Source organism: Candidatus Andeanibacterium sp., assembly GCF_057143545.1.
In genome coordinates, this window is record NZ_DBNHSF010000021.1 from 24019 (window position 1) to 39889 (window position 15871).

The 15871-nt window shown below is 64.5% G+C and carries 14 protein-coding genes; 4 read left to right on the forward strand and 10 right to left on the reverse strand.

Annotation, left to right across the window (positions count from 1 at the left end):
- Positions 1 to 65 precede the first annotated feature (65 nt).
- Positions 66 to 755 (reverse strand): arylesterase, encoded by a 690-nt coding sequence (locus AC16XC_RS01220; RefSeq protein ID WP_484032808.1) that lies wholly within the window; start codon positions 753 to 755, stop codon positions 66 to 68.
- Positions 756 to 814: 59 nt separating this feature from the next.
- Here AC16XC_RS01220 and AC16XC_RS01225 point away from each other — a divergent pair, with 59 nt between their 5' ends.
- Positions 815 to 1516, forward strand: a complete 702-nt coding sequence (locus AC16XC_RS01225) for an ABC transporter ATP-binding protein (RefSeq protein WP_484032809.1) — start codon at positions 815 to 817, stop codon at positions 1514 to 1516.
- Positions 1513 to 4035, forward strand: a complete 2523-nt coding sequence (locus AC16XC_RS01230) for an ABC transporter permease (protein ID WP_484032810.1) — start codon at positions 1513 to 1515, stop codon at positions 4033 to 4035. The genes AC16XC_RS01225 and AC16XC_RS01230 overlap by 4 nt, the downstream gene beginning before the upstream one ends.
- Before the next feature lie 4 nt (positions 4036 to 4039).
- Here the strand turns inward: AC16XC_RS01230 and AC16XC_RS01235 are convergent, their stop codons facing one another.
- Both AC16XC_RS01235 and AC16XC_RS01240 read right to left on the reverse strand, forming a co-directional pair.
- Positions 4040 to 4510, reverse strand: coding sequence for an RDD family protein (locus AC16XC_RS01235; protein WP_484032811.1), 471 nt, complete (start codon positions 4508 to 4510; stop codon positions 4040 to 4042).
- Positions 4511 to 4631: 121 nt separating this feature from the next.
- A complete protein-coding gene (locus tag AC16XC_RS01240; protein WP_484032812.1) occupies positions 4632 to 7325 on the reverse strand; it encodes a TonB-dependent receptor in 2694 nt (897 codons plus the stop codon).
- A gap of 280 nt (positions 7326 to 7605) precedes the next feature.
- Here AC16XC_RS01240 and typA point away from each other — a divergent pair, with 280 nt between their 5' ends.
- On the forward strand, positions 7606 to 9435 hold the full coding sequence (gene typA / locus AC16XC_RS01245; protein WP_484032813.1) for a translational GTPase TypA: 1830 nt from the start codon (positions 7606 to 7608) through the stop codon (positions 9433 to 9435).
- A 3-nt stretch (positions 9436 to 9438) separates the two neighbouring features.
- Here typA and AC16XC_RS01250 read toward each other — a convergent pair whose 3' ends face one another.
- The 5 genes from AC16XC_RS01250 to AC16XC_RS01270 form a co-directional block, all read right to left on the reverse strand.
- Entirely contained in the window at positions 9439 to 10107 is a 669-nt protein-coding gene (locus AC16XC_RS01250) for an SdpI family protein (RefSeq protein ID WP_484032814.1), read from the reverse strand.
- Positions 10104 to 10403 carry a metalloregulator ArsR/SmtB family transcription factor gene (locus tag AC16XC_RS01255; RefSeq protein WP_484032815.1) on the reverse strand — a complete coding sequence of 100 codons (300 nt, stop codon included), beginning with the start codon at positions 10401 to 10403 and terminating at the stop codon, positions 10104 to 10106. The genes AC16XC_RS01250 and AC16XC_RS01255 overlap by 4 nt, the downstream gene beginning before the upstream one ends.
- Before the next feature lie 140 nt (positions 10404 to 10543).
- Positions 10544 to 11218, reverse strand: a complete 675-nt coding sequence (locus AC16XC_RS01260; protein ID WP_484032816.1) for a phosphoribosyltransferase — start codon at positions 11216 to 11218, stop codon at positions 10544 to 10546.
- Positions 11215 to 11877 carry a dienelactone hydrolase family protein gene (locus AC16XC_RS01265; protein ID WP_484032817.1) on the reverse strand — a complete coding sequence of 221 codons (663 nt, stop codon included), beginning with the start codon at positions 11875 to 11877 and terminating at the stop codon, positions 11215 to 11217. The genes AC16XC_RS01260 and AC16XC_RS01265 overlap by 4 nt, the downstream gene beginning before the upstream one ends.
- Positions 11874 to 13211 (reverse strand): erythromycin esterase family protein, encoded by a 1338-nt coding sequence (locus AC16XC_RS01270; RefSeq protein ID WP_484032818.1) that lies wholly within the window; start codon positions 13209 to 13211, stop codon positions 11874 to 11876. The genes AC16XC_RS01265 and AC16XC_RS01270 overlap by 4 nt, the downstream gene beginning before the upstream one ends.
- A 145-nt stretch (positions 13212 to 13356) precedes the next feature.
- On the opposite strand from AC16XC_RS01270, the gene AC16XC_RS01275 reads away from it, so the two are divergent.
- Entirely contained in the window at positions 13357 to 14541 is a 1185-nt protein-coding gene (locus AC16XC_RS01275; protein ID WP_484032819.1) for a glycosyltransferase family 4 protein, read from the forward strand.
- 24 nt (positions 14542 to 14565) lie between these two features.
- Here the strand turns inward: AC16XC_RS01275 and AC16XC_RS01280 are convergent, their stop codons facing one another.
- Together AC16XC_RS01280 and AC16XC_RS01285 are read right to left on the reverse strand one after the other, a co-directional pair.
- Positions 14566 to 15027: a hypothetical protein gene (locus tag AC16XC_RS01280; protein ID WP_484032820.1), complete on the reverse strand. Its 462-nt coding sequence runs from the start codon at positions 15025 to 15027 to the stop codon at positions 14566 to 14568.
- A gap of 80 nt (positions 15028 to 15107) precedes the next feature.
- Positions 15108 to 15770: a PadR family transcriptional regulator gene (locus AC16XC_RS01285; protein WP_484032821.1), complete on the reverse strand. Its 663-nt coding sequence runs from the start codon at positions 15768 to 15770 to the stop codon at positions 15108 to 15110.
- Positions 15771 to 15871: the final 101 nt, after the last annotated feature.

The following is a 15871-nucleotide window of genomic DNA, read 5'->3' on the forward strand; positions in this document are numbered from 1 at the left end:
GCAGGCGGGAGCCAACTTTCGCACATGGCGTAAATCAGATTGGAGGTCCCCGCCTTCGCGGGGACTCACTCGCTCTCCGGCAGGGCCTCGACCACGTCCTCCACCGTGGCCTCGACCAGCACCTCGATCCCCTGTGCCGTGGGATGGATATGGTCGGCCTGCATCAGCTCGGGCTTGTCGTAGACCGGGCCGAGGAAGAACGGCACCAGCGGCACGCCCTTCTCCCGCGCCAGTTCGGCATAAAGCGCATCGAATTGCTGCTGGAATCCTTCGCCGAGATTGGGCGGCGCGCGCATTCCCACCAGCAGCACGTCGATCCCGCGCGCTTCGATCAGGTCGATGATCGTCGCCAGGTTTTCCTTCGTTTCTTCCGGCGAAAGGCTGCGCAACAAATCGTTCCCGCCCAGTTCGACGATCGCCAGCTCCGGCGTCTGATCCAGGTTGTCGAGCAGAAAAGGCAGGCGCTGCAAGGCCGCCGCGCTCGTATCTCCCGAAACCGCGCCATTGGTGATCACCGCATTGATCCCGCGCGCGCGCAGCGCCGCCTGCAACCGGTCGGGATAGCTCTCGCCCTCCGCGACGCGATACCCCGCGAACAGGCTGTCGCCGAAAGCGAGGATGCGCCGCTCCGGCCCCGCAACGACCGCCTCCTCCTGCGGGGCAGCAATTGCCTCCTGGGGCCCGGGTGCAGGTGCCTCCGCCCCGCAGGCGGCCAGCGCCAGCGCCATACTTATCGACAGACACCTCAAAGTCATCGGCCAATGCCCTTATTGCCGGGTTGCTCTCTCGCCCATCCCTAGGCAAACGCAGAAATGTGACAAGCCCAAGCAACAATCAAAGCGCCATATCGGCGCGCAACCTCACCCTGACGCTCGGAACCGGAGAGGCCGCGGTCGAAATCCTGCGCGGAATCGATCTCGAGGTTCCAGCGGGCGAGACGCTTGCCCTGCTCGGTCCCTCGGGCAGCGGCAAGTCTTCGTTGATGGCCGTCCTGTCGGGCCTCGAACGCGCCAGCGGCGGGACGCTCAGCGTCGCCGGACGCGATTTTGCCGCAATGGACGAAGACGAATTGGCCACCGCGCGGCGCGGGCGGATCGGGATCGTGCTGCAGGCCTTCCACCTACTGCCGACCATGACGGCGCAGGAAAACGTCGCGACGCCGATGGAACTCGCCGGCGACGCGGACGCCTGGGAGCGTGCCAAGGCAGAACTCGAGGCGGTCGGACTCGGCCACCGACTGACCCATTATCCCGCCGAGCTTTCGGGCGGCGAGCAGCAGCGCGTGGCGATCGCCCGCGCGATCGCGCCGCGCCCCTCGCTGATCTTCGCCGACGAACCGACCGGCAATCTCGACGCGCATACCGGGCATGAGATTATCGACCTGCTGTTCAATCGCCGCGCCGAGACCGGCGCCACGCTGGTGATCATAACCCACGACGCCGCACTCGCCGAACGCTGCAACCGGATCGTCACGCTCGGCGACGGGCGGATCGAAAGCGATACGAGGGCCGCATGAGCGCTGCCCTGCCCTGGCGAACCGCCTGGGCGATTGCCCGGCGCGACCTGCACCGCCGCTTCCGCGGCTTGCGGCTGCTACTGATCTGCTTGTTCCTCGGCGTCGGGGCGCTCGCCGCGATCGGCACGCTGACTGGAGCGATCCGCGGCGAACTTGCATTGCGCGGGCAGGAAATCCTTGGCGGCGACCTCGAAGTGCGGGTGTGGCAGCGCCCGCCCAACGCCGAAGAGCTCGCGGTCCTTCAAACCTATGGCACGGTTTCCGGCGGCCTACGGATGCAGGCCACCGCCAGTACCGAGGAGGCCGCCGCGCCGATCGAACTGAAAGCGGTTGACGAGCTCTGGCCGCTTTACGGCACCTTTACCCTCGCCGATGGTCGGACTGCCGGAGCGCCGGGTCCCGGCGAGGCCTGGATCGCGCAAGGCGCCGCCGACCGGCTCGATATCGGACCGGGCGACTCCTTCCGGCTGGGTACGATTGATATGCGCGTGGGCGGAATCATCGAGGACGAGCCCGACCGGCTGAGCGAAGGCTTCGCGCTCGGCCCGGCGATGATCGTTGCCGCCGAGGTTCCCGAACGCGCGGGGCTGGTCGCGCCCGGCTCGATGTATGAAAGCAAATACCGCATCGCCTTCGACCGCAGCCGCGCTGCCGAGGAGGTCGAAGAGGAAATCGAGGAGCGATTCCCGGTTGCCGGCTTCTCGTTCCGCACCGCCGAAATGGCCTCTCCCGGCGCCGAGCGCTTCGTCTCCCGGATGGGCGAGTTCCTGACGCTGGTCGGGCTCGCCGCGCTGGTAATCGCGGGAATCGGGATCGGCGGCGGGGTCGCATCCTATCTGCAAGCCCGCCGCAACAGCATTGCGACGCTCAAGATCCTTGGCGCGACCAGTCGCGACATTGCCCGCATCTATGCCCTCCAGATTGGCGCAGCGGCGGTTGCCGGCGCGTTTGCCGGACTCGTTGCCGGGATTGCCGTGACCCCGCTTCTGGCATTCGCCTTGGGCTCGCTGCTACCGGTCGAGACCGGGCTGGTGATCGATCTTGCCGCGCTTGGCCGCGCGGCCGCGTTCGGACTGCTGGTGGCGCTGGTCTTTGCCGCCCCGCCGCTGCTCAAGGCGAAGCGCTTTCCGGCGATGGCGCTGATGCGCGAGCGGGTTGCCCCGCTGGCGCGCGACTGGAAGAGCGCATTGCTCCCGGTCGGTGGCGGGTTGCTGGCGATTCTCGCATTGGCGCTGATCGGCGCGCCGCAACCATGGGTCAGCGCGCTGTTTCTCGCCGGTGGCGCATTGCTGTTGATCCTCCTTTCGCTGCTCGGCTGGATCATCCGCAATTTCGCCGCCTCCGCCCCGCGCCCGCGGGACCCGCTGCTTCGGAACGCACTCGCCAATCTCCACCGCCCCGGCGCGCAGACCGGCGCGCTGGTGACGGCGCTCGGCTTCGGGCTTTCGGCCTTCGTCCTCCTGGCGGCGATCCAGACCAGCCTCGACGCCAATATCCAGCGCAGCGTGCCGCAACAGGCACCCGACTATTTCGTGCTCGATATCCCGCGCGAGCGGATTGGCGAGTTCGAGGAAATGGTGCGCGCCGACAGTCCCGATGCGGCGTTCCGCAGCGTCCCGACGCTGCGCGGCAGGATCCTCGCCTATGGGCCCGAGGGCGCCATGACCCGCGTGGCCGACCTCGAAGACACGCCCGAAGGTGCCTGGCAGCTGCGCGGCGAGCGCGGCCTGACCTATTCGGTCGAGGTTCCCGAAGGAAACACGGTCACTGCAGGCGAATGGTGGGACGAGGATTACGCCGGCGAGCCGCTGGTCTCGGTCGACGAGGAACTTGCAAATGCAATCGGCCTCGAAATCGGCGACAGGATCACGATCGGGCTGCTCGGCATCGAGCGCAGCGCACGGGTCGCCTCGTTCCGGCGGATCGACTGGGATTCGATGGGCTTCAACTATGTGCTGGTATTCTCGCCCAACGCGCTGATCGATGCACCGCACAATCTTGCGGCGATGGTCGACCTGCCCGAAGGCAGCGAAACCGGGCCGCTGCTGCGCCAGATGGTGCGCAATTTCCCGTCGAGCTCGGTGATCGAAGTCGGCCAGGTGCTGACCGAGGCGCGCGCGATCCTGGGCCAGGTCGGCAATGCGATCCTCGCCGCGGCCTCGGTCGCGGTGCTGGCCGGGATCGCGGTACTGCTCGGCGCGATCGCCGCGGCCCGGGCCAGCCGGCTTTACGACAATGTCGTGCTCAGGGTGCTCGGCGCCAGCCGCAGGCAATTGCTGGTGCTCCAGCTCGCCGAATACGGGCTGCTCGCCGCAATCCTTGCCTTGGTCGCGCTCGGCCTCGGGACGACGCTGGCCTGGCTGGTAATCGTCGAGATGTTCGAATTCGACTGGCTGCCCGACTGGCCGCGGATTATCGCGGTGCTCGGAGCGGGAATTGCGCTGGTGCTGGCCTTCGCCTTCGCCGGTTCGCTACCGCTGCTGCGGGCCAAGCCGGCGCAGACGCTTAGGGAGCTTTAGCGACCTAGTCGAAGATTGCCGGATCCGTCCGGTGCGGGTCTCCCTTCCACACCAGCGTCCCGGCCAGCATGTCGTGGAGGCCCTGCTTGCGCACGGTAAAGGCAACCATGATGTATCCGATCAGCAGGATCAGTGCGGAAAGGATCTTGGCGAAATAGCGGCCCAGTGCCCGCAGGAAACTGATCCGGTTGCCATCGAGGTCGGTAACCACCATGCCGAGCGCCTTCTTGCCGAGGGTGGCCTGCATCTTCGAGCTTTCCAGGCCGGCGAAATAGGCAATTCCCAGCGCCAGGCTCAACAGGCTGCTCTCGGCATCGTCGACGCTATAGGAATAGGACGCGGACAAATCGCCGAATTCGGAGGTCGTGGTGCCAAATCCGAATATCGACCCGAGGGTGCTGGCGACGATTCCCAGAAGGATCACATCGATCAGATAGGCACCCACCCGGCGCCAGAACCCGCCATATTCGCCCATGGAATCCCCCCGCGTGCAATTGATCGCGATGTGGAAATCCTATGGCCAATATCCGATACTTACAAGGCCAGGAAAAAGGGGGGCAAATTGCCCCCCGATTCCTTCGCTCAATTTGGCGCGATCACCATTTGAAGCGCACCGTACCGCCATAGGTGAGCGGCTGGTTGGGATAGCCGGAGATCGACAACGGCTGGGCCGGGGTGTCGAAGATGTTCACGAAATAGCGGTCGTCGAGCAAGTTGCGGCCCCAGATCGAGAATTCGAGGCCCGATTCCATCGCGTAGGTAATCGAGGCCGACAGATCGTCGACCGTCCGCGTGAAGGGCACCGCCGCTGCGATCGCGGCGCCCTGTCCCTGAGTGAGATAGCCCGGCAGGCCTTCGACAATCTGGACTTCGGATTCGTGGAGGTAGTTGGCGCGCAGGATGAGGTTGTCGCCATTGCCCAATTCGTGATCGTAATCGCCGCCGATCATGATCGTCCATTCGGGAATGCCCGCCGGGATCGTGCCGGTAAGATCGCCCACCGAGCTGAATTCGAAGTCGTCATAATAGGGATCGAGATAGGTGACCCCGAGATTGAGCGTGAATTCATCGGTCAGATAGACCTGCGATTCGAGCTCGACGCCGAAGGTCGATTGCTTGCCGGCATTGGCCAATGCGAATCCCGAACCGGTGAAGATGTTCGACTGGAAGCCTTCGATTTCCTGCTGGAAAACCGCCAGGTTCGCCGACAGCATGTCCCAGGTTCCCTTGGCTCCGAATTCGTAGACCGTCGCTTCCTCGGGTTCGGCATAGCGGGTGCCGAATTCGAGATTGTTGGTGATCAGCCCGGCGCCGGCCAGCGCCGCCTGGTCGGCCGGGAACGGGCGGCTGTCGCGCGACAGGTTGACCGAGGCCGCCTTGAAGCCCGTCGCATAGGTGGCATAGAGGTTGAAATTGGGCGACACGTCGTATGACAACCGGACCGTGTAGCTGAAATCCTCATCGTCGATCTCGCCGTCCTCGACCGCGTTCGGGACCTTGAGGAAGGGCGGGATAAACTGCAGCGGGCGCGCGACAGCCAGCGGATTGGCTGCCGGATTGTTCATATTGGCCATGGCAAAGGCATCGACCCCGGCTTCGATCAAGGCGTAGATCGGAGCTGTCATCGGATCGGTCGCGAAGGCAAAGATTTCGCCCGCGGTTGCCCCGCGGCCCAACATCAACGCCGCGCCAACCTGTTGCGAGAGCCCGCCCTCATACAGCAGCTGGTAGCGGAACGGCGCATATTGCGGCGCATCGAGATCGATGCTGGAAAACACGTCGGTCGCCACGGAGTCGAGCACGAAGGTCTTGCTGTCGAACGTGTAGTTGCCGCCCAGGGTCAGAGTCAGCCCGGGGGCGAGCTCGACATCGAACTGGCCGAAGATCGAAAGCGCTTCGCTGTCGAGCGTATAGGCTTCCTCGATCCCGGTTCCGGCACGGAAGAAATCGCCAAGATACTGGGTTGGATCGCCGTCGAAGAACCCGAAGGTCTGTTCGAGCGCGGCGACATCGAGCGCGCCGCCGGTTGCCGCCATCACCTGGATGTCGACATAGTCGCGCATGTCCGCGCCGTATCGCAAAGCGCCGGTCTGGTCGACGCTCTCGGAGATGTAGAAAGCACCGAGCAGCGCGGTCACCACGTCGCCAAATTCGGCCGCAAGCCGCAGCTCCTGGGTGAAGGTATCGACCTTGATATCGGTCAGGAACGGATAGATCAGGTCGGCGCTCGAAAAGTCGACATCCTGCCGGGTCAAGGCATCGCTGCGGCGGAACGAAGTGATCGAGGTAAGATCGAGCGCGCCGATCGCATAGTTGATCTCACCGGAAATGCCGTAATTCTCGATCTCGTTCTCGGCCACGAAATTGTTGAAGGTGACGTCGGCAAAGGGATCGTCCGGATCGCTCTGCATCCCGCCCAGGAGTTGGATCACGCCCGAAGCAGGGGATGGCTGCAGCAGCATGACCCCGCAGCAATTCTCGTCGAGCATGTCGTAATCGGCGATCAGGCGGATCGAAAGATCCGTGCTCGGCTCGAACAGCATCTGGCCGCGAACGAACCAGCGGTTGCGATCGTTGATATCGGTCCCGGTCCCGAGGTCGTCGATATAACCGTCGCGCCAATTGCCGCCGGCGGCGAGGCTCATCGCCACGTTGTCCGATACCGGACCGGTCACATGGCCTTTAAGGACGAAGGAATTGAAATTGCCATAGGTCGCTTCGAGCGACCCGCCAGGGCGGAACTGCGGCGGTTGCGTCCGAATCGAGATCACGCCGACCGAAGCGTTCTTGCCGAACAAGGTCGATTGCGGGCCACGCAGGACCTCGACCCGCTGGATATCGGGGAAGTCGCTGATGCGGCCGGTGATGCGCGAACGGTAGACGCCATCGACGAACACGCCGACCGAGGGCTCGATCCCGGCATTGTTCGCCCCATTGCCGAAGCCGCGAATGGCGAAGGTCGACTGCGAAGAGCTCTGGTTGGTGTGCACCCTTAACGAAGGCACGACAGTCTGCAGGTCGCTGATGTCGCGGATCTGGGCGCGCTCCAGCGTTTCCGCCAGGGTCACGGAAACCGCGACCGGGGTTTGCTGCAGGGTCTGCTCACGTTTGACCGCGGTCACGATGATCTGGTTGCCGAACGCATCTTCCTCCTCGTAAGGCGGCGGCGCCTCGACGGAATCTTCGCCTTGCGCCAGGGCCACGCCAGGCGTCCCCAAGGCAATTCCGGCGGCTCCGAACATCAGGCATGCACGAAGCGATACGCCACGACCGGCTGTCAGTTTTTTCATTTGGGGCTCCATCTCTCCAATTTCGGGAAACGGTGCGGGCCGTATGCTGGGCTCCTGCTTTGATCGTTCCCGGTTTCCTGCGTTATCTTTATGTTTTCCATCATCATCGCACAATCGACAACCCAGATTTGGTTGCTGTCGCAACCGCCTCTGTTGTTTTGCAGCCACACAGGGATTTTCCGCTAATCCTTGCCGCAGCGCAGCAATTCGGTTAGGGGCGCGGCGCCCGGCCAGAGCAGCGCATTCGGGCTCCTGACAATACGCACCGAAAGCCCGAGAAATGCCCGGCCAAGACACCCTGCGCAATATCGCGATCATCGCCCATGTCGACCATGGCAAGACCACGCTGGTCGACCAGCTGTTCCGCCAGTCCGGCACGTTCCGGGAGAACCAGCGGGTCGAGGAGCGGGCGATGGATTCGAACGACCTCGAGAAGGAACGCGGGATCACGATCCTCGCCAAGTGCACGAGCGTCGAGTGGAACGGACACCGGATCAATATCGTCGACACCCCCGGCCATGCCGATTTCGGCGGCGAGGTCGAGCGCATCCTGTCGATGGTCGACGGGGTGATCCTGCTGGTCGATTCGGCCGAAGGGGCGATGCCGCAGACCAAGTTCGTCACCGGCAAGGCGCTCGCGCTCGGCCTGCGGCCGATAGTCGTCGTCAACAAGATCGATCGTCCGGACGAACGCCATGCCGAAGTGCTCGACGAGGTGTTCGAAGTGTTCCTCGGCCTCGACGCCAATGACGAGCAGCTCGATTTCCCGCATCTCTATGCCTCGGGCCGCAACGGTTATGCGAGCGAAGACCCCGCCGCTCGCGAAGGCACGCTCGAGCCGCTGTTCAGGACGATCGTCGAGCATGTCCCGCCGCCGGGGCTGGACACGTCCGGCCCGTTCAGCTTCCTCGCGACCCTGCTCGATCGCGACAATTTCATGGGCCGCGTGCTCACCGGGCGGGTGCAATCGGGCACGATCAGGGTCAACGATCCGATCCATGCGATCGACATGGACGGAAATGTCGTCGAATCCGGCCGCGCGACCAAGCTGCTGAGCTTCAACGGCCTCGACCGGGTGCCGGTCGAGGAAGCCCGGGCCGGCGACATCATCGCGATTGCGGGGCTCGAAAAGGCGACCGTGGCGAACACCATCGCCGAGCCCTCGGTCAGGACCCCGATCGCCGCCCAGCCGATCGACCCGCCGACCCTGTCGATGCGCTTTGCCGTCAACGACAGCCCGATGGCCGGCCGCGAGGGCGACAAGGTCACCAGCCGCATGATCCGCGACCGGCTGCTGCGCGAGGCCGAAACCAATGTCGCGATCAGGGTCACCGAAAGCGCCGACAAGGATTCCTTCGAAGTCGCCGGGCGCGGCGAACTCCAGCTCGGCGTGCTGATCGAGACCATGCGCCGCGAAGGCTTCGAGCTCGGCATCAGCCGCCCGCGCGTGCTCTATCGCGAGGAAGGCGGACAGCGGCTCGAACCCTATGAAACGGTCGTGATCGATGTCGACGACGACTATTCGGGTACGGTCGTCGACAAGATGCAGCGGCGCAAGGCCGAGCTTGCCGAAATGCGCCCCTCGGGCAGCGGCAAGACGCGGATCATCTTCTCTGCCCCTTCACGGGGCCTGATCGGCTATCATGGCGAGTTCCTGTCCGACACGCGCGGCACCGGAATCATGAACCGGCTGTTCGAAAAGTACGGCCCCTACAAGGGCGCGATCGAGGGCCGGATAAACGGGGTGCTGATCTCCAACTGCACCGGCGAGGCAGTCGCCTATGCCTTGAACGCGCTGGAAGAGCGCGGCGAGCTGTTCATTGGCCCACAGGCCAAGGTCTATGAAGGCATGGTGATCGGCGAGAACGCCAAGCCCGAGGATCTCGAGGTCAATCCGCTCAAATCCAAGCAGCTGACCAATTTCCGTTCGACCGGCAAGGACGATGCGATCCGCCTGACCCCGCCCCGGATCATGAGCCTCGAACAGGCGATCGCCTATATCGACGACGACGAAATGGTCGAGGTGACGCCCAAGAGCATCCGGCTGCGCAAGGCAATCCTCGATCCGCACGAGCGCAAGAAGGCGAAACGCAGGGCCGAAGCGGCGTAAGCCCTATTTCGCGCGTGCGGCCTTCTTCTTCGCACGCCAGAACCACCAGCTGTAGACCACCGGCACCAGCGCCGCGCACAGCAAGCTGCCTATCAGCAGCGCGACCCGGCCGCCATTGTCCAGCGGAAGGAACGGGATGGCGATCATCGCGCCCCCGGCCAGCATCATCAGCTTGCCGCCCAGCCTGTGGGTGGCGATCCAGTTGTCGGTGTCGGTCAGGGTCCAGGGGGTCCGGATACCGACGAAGAAACTCGGCCGGCTCTTTGGCAGCATGTTTCCCAAGGCGACGAAGAACAGCCCGATGGCAATGTAGAACAGCATCGGCGGCAGCACCCAGCCGTGGGCCGGTGCAGCGATCGATAGCTGCACGAAGGCTATGATCGCCAGCAGCCCGAGCCAGGCGATCCTGAACAGCGAGGCCGAAGCCTCGAGCTTTTCCTGCAGCGGCTCGATAAACGGGGTTGCCGCCATGAGCAGCGAGACGGCCAGGACCACACCGGGCGCGATCAAGAGCGCGGCAAGCGCATCGGCATAGCGATCAGGCTTGCCCGCCGCGTCGAAATGAACCGGCAATTGCGCCCCTTCGGGGAGCAGGCTCGCCGTGTAGAACGCAAACGCCACCATCGCGGCGGTCACTACCAAGGACGCGACCAACAAACCCCTGACCTTCATAAATGTCCTCCTTCGCCTTCCTCGCCGGGGTCTTTCGCCCGCACGCCCATCCGCCCCATGAAGCCCATCACAGCTTCCTCGAGCGTCGACAGGTTGAGCGTGTAGGTGATCGTCCCGGCCTTGTTCTCGCCGCGGATCAGCCCGGCGGCCTTGAGCTTGGCGAAATGGCCCGACATGGTCGGCTTGGAGACATCGAAATGGCTCGCCAGCTCGCCCGCCGACTTGCCCCCGCTTTTCAGCAGTTCCAGCACTTCGCGGCGGATCGGGTGCGCCAGGGCATCGAAAACGGAACTCATGCGAGGGTTTCTGTCACAGATTAGCTAATTAGGCAATAGGCTAATTAGTACCATTCGGACTTCTCGGCCTGTCACGCTGGCTAACGCCCAGAAACGGGTATGCGGGAAGTTGGCGGATGTCGGTCCGGCAGGCTCGCGGATCAATCCGCAGGCTTGCTTCGCCAGTCTTGCGCCGCCGCCAGCAATTCGATCACTTCGTCGTCGGAAGTCTGGTCAAAATCGACGTAATGCGCCCCGACAGCGTAGAAGGGATCGGGCGTTGCGAGGCATACGACATCGTCGCAGAACGCCCGCAATTCCTCGATCGAAGATCGCGGCGCAACCGGAACCGCAAGCACGATCCGGCCCGCGCCCGATTTTGCGAGACCTTTGAGCGCGGCCTTGACTGTTCCCCCGGTTGCAATCCCGTCATCGACCACGACCAGCGTGCGGCCCTTGAGCGGGACCGGGGGTCCGACCCGGTATCGTGCCCGCCGCCGCTCGAGTTCGGCCAGCTGCCGGGCGACCTCGCGCTCGATATAGGCGGGCGTGGCGCCGACCATGCGGGCAGCCTGCTCGTCAATCACCACTTGCGGAGATGCTCCGTCGACCAGCGCACCGATCCCGTACTCCTCGTGTCCGGGTGCGCCGATCTTGCGCACCAGCAGGATGTCCAGCGGCGCCGCGAGCTTCCTGGCGATCTCGTAGCCAAGGGGTACGCCGCCGCGCGGCAGCGCAAGTACGACCGGATCGTCGAGTCCGAGTGCCGCCACTGCTTGTGCGAGTTCCCGGCCTGCCTCGCGGCGATCGGCGAAGCGACCCGTCCGCCCGCTCATTGCCTCGCTCCGTCAAGGTGTTCGAGAAACCATCTAGTGGCCAGCTCAACGACCTGGTCGAGCGTGCCCGGTTCCTCGAACAGGTGCCCGGCGCCGGGGACGATTGCCAGTTGCCGTTCGCATTGCATGGCCTCTGCCGCCGCACGGTTGAGATCGATCACGATTCCGTCGAGGCTGCCGACGATCAGCAGGGTCGGCGCAGAGACGGTGGCCAGCGCATTCGTCCCGGCAAGGTCGGGCCGCCCCCCGCGCGAAACGATCGCAGCGATCCGTTCATCGCCTGCCGCAGCCCGGATCGCCGCGCCGCCGCCGGTACTGGCGCCAAAATAGCAGGGCCTGTGCCCGGCTGTGTCGGGATAGTCCGCCGCCCAATCCGCTGCCAGCCTCAGGCGGGAGGCGAGCAGTTCGATATCGAAGACATTGCGCCGGTCTCGCTCCTCGGCGGGGGTAAGCAGATCGAGCAGCAGCGTGGCGAGGCCGGCCTCGCGCAAGCGCTGGGCGACATAGTTGTTACGCGGGCTCAGCCGCCCGCTGCCGCTGCCATGCGCAAAGATGACGATCCCGCGGGCGGCGTCCGGCACACCGAGAAAGGCCTTGAGGCGTAGCTCCCGGCCAATCGTTACCTCGTGGCAACCGGGAGGAGGCAGACCGTCGCTCATAGTCCGAATGGCCAAGTTTCCGGCGCGCCTTGCGGGCGCTCATGCCCGAGCGGGGTGACCGCGCGCGTTTCCTCGAACCAGATCCAGGCATCGAACTGGTCGGCCAGGACCGCTTCGAAATAGTGGCTCGCGCGCTCGGTTTCGGGGCGATAGACGACCCCGATTGCACGTTCGAGCAGGACTTCGGACAGCGCCGATACCAGGTCGCGCTGCTTGCGATCGCGCCAGTCGGTCAGCGTCCGGGCCAGGCCGGTCCGGCGAAATGCGCCTTCCCAGCTGTCGTCGCGCGCGGGCCTGACATTCTTGACCTGCATCGCGGCACCCCAGTCGGACGCGGCGGCGACCGTTCCACGATCCGTGCCGAAGCCGACCAACACCGCCTGGTCGCCATAGGCATTGCGCACCAGCTCGCCGATGTTGAATTCGCCGCCCCAGCCCATCGCAGTGGCCGAAGCATTGCCGACATGGGAATTATGCGCCCACACCACCGCGCGGGCATCCTTGTGATGCGCCATCAGCGACTGCAACGTGTCGAACATGTGCCGGTCGCGCAGGTTCCAGCTTTCGGCCGCGCCGCGATACATCGAGCGGTAATAGCGCTCGGCCGCGCGCACGATCCGGGCATTCTGCTCGGCATCGAAATAGGCCTCGCCGTCGCGCGGACCATCATGTGCGATCAGCTCCATCCGCCGCCTGAGGAGTTCGTTGAGCTGGTCGACCATCGTGTCCTCGCATTTGGCGAGCCCGCCATATTCGACTTCCCTCCCGTAACGCTGGGGCTCGTCCTGCCATGGGGTGAGGCAGCCGTAACGCCGGCGCGCCTCGCCGGCTTCCTCGGGGCAGTGCTTCTCGAGATAGGCGACCACCGCATGGATCGATTCCCGCAAGGAATAGACATCGAGCCCGCGCATGCTTGCGCGCTGGCCGGGCAGCAGCTGTGCGTTGTGGTTGTGCAGCCAGTCGGCGAAGGCGAGCACTTCCTCGTTGCGCCACATCCACGTCGGAAAGCGTGCGAAGGGCTCGCCGCGCCGGGGACGCGGCGTACCATGGCGGACATAATCGTCGATCCGGGCGATATCGGGCCAGTCGCCCTCGACCGCGACGATATTGAAGCCGTGCTTTTCGATCAGGCGGCGGGTGATCTGCGCGCGGGCAGTATAGAACTCATGCGTGCCATGGGTGGCTTCGCCCAGGAGCACGATCCGCGCATCGCCGAAGCGATCGAAAGTGCTGGCGAAATCGGGGGCGTCGGGGTTGGGCAGATTCTCCGCATGCTCACGCAATACGGTTGGCAATTCGGCCGAAACCTTCTCGATCTGGCTGTGTGCGGTCACGTCTCGTCTCCCAACACAACTTAATGTTTATCACACTTGGCAAGCAATCTACATTGACTCTGGTCAAGCAGTCCCCCTGAAGGCCGGTGCGGTCTCGATCGAGAGCAGTGGCGCCTCCCTGGACCTTCGGCTAGGGGCTGCCGTGATGACTAGCCCGCCGACCTCGATTTCCGAGCTGCGCGTCGCCCTTTTCAGCGGCAATTACAATTATGTCCGCGACGGGGCGAACAAGGCCCAGAACCGCCTCGTCGGCACGCTGCTCGATCACGGGGCGCAGGTCAGGGTCTATGCCCCGACCGTGGCCGAGCCGGCTTTCGAACCGACCGGTCCACTGGTCTCGCTGCCTTCCGTGCCGCTGCCCGGACGCAGCGAGTTCCATATGCCGCTGAGCCTCAGCCGCCAAGCGCGGGCCGACCTCGAAGCGTTCGACCCGCATGTGCTGCATATTTCTAGCCCCGACCGCGCCGCGCGCCAGGCCGCGGCCTGGGCCCGCAGGCGCGGCATTCCGGTGGTCTGCACGATCCATACGAGGTTCGAGACCTATCCGCGCTATTACGGACTGGGCTTCGTCGAGCCGCTGGTGGTGGTGTGGCTCAGGCGGCTCTATGCCCGCTGCGACACGCTGCTGGTGCCGTCGCCGACCATGGTCGGGGTGATGCGGGAACAGCGAATGAATCCCTCGGTCGAGATCTGGTCGCGCGGTGTCGAGAAGGACGTGTTCCATCCCGGCGCGCGCGACCTCGGCTGGCGGCGGAAGCTGGGACTCGAAGACGAGCTGCCGGTGATCGGGTTCCTGGGCCGGCTGGTGCTGGAGAAAGGCCTCGACGTGTTTGCCGAAACGCTGGCCGACATGCGGCAGCGCGGCGTACCGCACCGGGTGCTGGTGGTGGGCGATGGGCCGGCCCGCGAGTGGTTCGCCGAACGGGCGCCCCAGGCGGTGTTCGCCGGGTTCCAGTCAGGCAAGGATCTTGGCCGGGCGGTCGCCAGCATGGACATGCTGTTCAATCCCTCGATCACCGAGACCTTCGGCAATGTCACCCTGGAGGCGATGGCTTGCGGACTGCCGGTGGTGGCGGCGCGGGCGACCGGGTCGAGCGGGCTGGTCGAGGACGGGGTGACCGGGCGGCTGGTCGAACCGGGCGACATTGCGGGCTTCGCGGCGGCGCTGGGGGCCTATTGCGAGGACCGCGAGCTCGCCCAGCGGCATGGCGCGGCCGCGCTCGAACGTGCGCAGCCCTATGATTGGGAGCGGATCAACCTCGGCGTGGCCGAGACCTATCTCAGGCTGATCCGCGCCAAGGCGGCGATGGCTTACCACCGTTCGTCGTGAAGCAGCCGGAAGATAGACGGCAGGTCAGCGCAGCACGCCCTTCGCGACCATCGCCCGCGCATACCAGATCAACGCCAGTGTAATGACCAGGATTGCGGCGGTGAACGCCAGTGGAATGGCGCTGTCGGTCATTCCCGGAACTGGATTGGCGTAGAGCTGGTAGTAGCTTGCCAGCACGAGTCCGATCAACGACAGGACGAAGGCGTGGAATGCATAGCGGTTGCGCAGCAGCAGCAAGACCGAGCCCGCCACCGCAGTCCACACCGCGATCGCCCAGGAAAGGTTCATCCACAGCGGGAAACCGGTGAAATAGGCGATGGCGGTCTGTGTATCGACTCCCATCGATTCGGTCAGTGCGGCGATGTAGTCGGGGTGCTGGATCTTGGTCAGGATGTAGTCCATTGCGCCGACGCAGTTCCACAGCAGGCTGACCACGCCCACGGCCCACAGGTGCCAGGGCGCCTTGGCGGTCTGATCGATGTTCATGGATCCTCTCCCCTCCACACCGGGTGGAGCGGAGAAGATACCACTCAGGGCCTGCGAGGCAAACTGGATCGTCACCGCATTCAGAGGCGCTCGACCCGCTTGGCGGCCTCGTCGATGATATCGACGATTTCCTCCAGCGTTTCGCGGTCGAACTTGCCCTGGCGGAAGCGATTGGCGACCGCGCGGCCGAAATTGGCGAAGGCCCGGCCGAGCTCGGGCGAGCGCTCGCGATCACGTTTTGCGCCGACTCCCGTGAGCCGCGCCATCAGCCGCTCGACTTCCTCGGCGCGTTCCTCGAGTTCGGCATGGCCGGCATCGGTCGCGGCGAAGGCCTTGCGCGGGCCCTCGCTGGCCTTGCCGCCCTTCTTGTCCTTGCTCGCTTCGCCGATGCTTTCAACGATCGCGCCTTCGTCTTCGAGCAGCGACAATGTCGGATAGACGATTCCGGGGCTTGGCGAATAGGCGCCGCCGGTCATTTCCTCGATCGACTTGATCAGCTCGTAACCGTGGCGTGGTTCGTCGGCGATCAGCTTCAGGAGCACCAGCCGCAGCTCGCCCCCGCCGAACATCCGCTTGCGCCCGTCCCTGCCGTGCTTGCGGTGGCGTTGTCCGCCGAACGGGAAATCTCCGCCGAACGGAAAATCCTCTCCCCAATCGTCAGAACCGCTAGAGCCCGCGTTGAACGGAAATCCCTGGATGAAGGGGAAGCCCCTTCCATGATGATGAAATCCGTGCCTTCCCATGTGATTGTTCCTTACGATGTGTTTTCGATAGCTCTAAGATATATCTTTTATATCGAACCACAAGGGCCGATGCATTTTCTTCGACCAACGCCTATTGAGAG

Excerpts from the sequence above, each read along its gene's own strand:
- AC16XC_RS01260 (WP_484032816.1), bottom strand. The coding sequence starts at position 11,218 with ATGAGCGGGCGGACGGGTCGCTTCGCCGATCGCCGCGAGGCAGGCCGG.
- AC16XC_RS01220 (WP_484032808.1), bottom strand. The coding sequence starts at position 755 with ATGACTTTGAGGTGTCTGTCGATAAGTATGGCGCTGGCGCTGGCCGCC.
- AC16XC_RS01280 (WP_484032820.1), bottom strand. The coding sequence starts at position 15,027 with ATGAACATCGATCAGACCGCCAAGGCGCCCTGGCACCTGTGGGCCGTG.
- AC16XC_RS01275 (WP_484032819.1), top strand. The coding sequence starts at position 13,357 with ATGACTAGCCCGCCGACCTCGATTTCCGAGCTGCGCGTCGCCCTTTTC.
- AC16XC_RS01255 (WP_484032815.1), bottom strand. The coding sequence starts at position 10,403 with ATGAGTTCCGTTTTCGATGCCCTGGCGCACCCGATCCGCCGCGAAGTG.
- AC16XC_RS01240 (WP_484032812.1), bottom strand. The coding sequence starts at position 7,325 with ATGAAAAAACTGACAGCCGGTCGTGGCGTATCGCTTCGTGCATGCCTG.
- AC16XC_RS01235 (WP_484032811.1), bottom strand. The coding sequence starts at position 4,510 with ATGGGCGAATATGGCGGGTTCTGGCGCCGGGTGGGTGCCTATCTGATC.
- AC16XC_RS01285 (WP_484032821.1), bottom strand. The coding sequence starts at position 15,770 with ATGGGAAGGCACGGATTTCATCATCATGGAAGGGGCTTCCCCTTCATC.
- AC16XC_RS01250 (WP_484032814.1), bottom strand. The coding sequence starts at position 10,107 with ATGAAGGTCAGGGGTTTGTTGGTCGCGTCCTTGGTAGTGACCGCCGCG.
- typA (WP_484032813.1), top strand. The coding sequence starts at position 7,606 with ATGCCCGGCCAAGACACCCTGCGCAATATCGCGATCATCGCCCATGTC.
- AC16XC_RS01265 (WP_484032817.1), bottom strand. The coding sequence starts at position 11,877 with ATGAGCGACGGTCTGCCTCCTCCCGGTTGCCACGAGGTAACGATTGGC.
- AC16XC_RS01230 (WP_484032810.1), top strand. The coding sequence starts at position 1,513 with ATGAGCGCTGCCCTGCCCTGGCGAACCGCCTGGGCGATTGCCCGGCGC.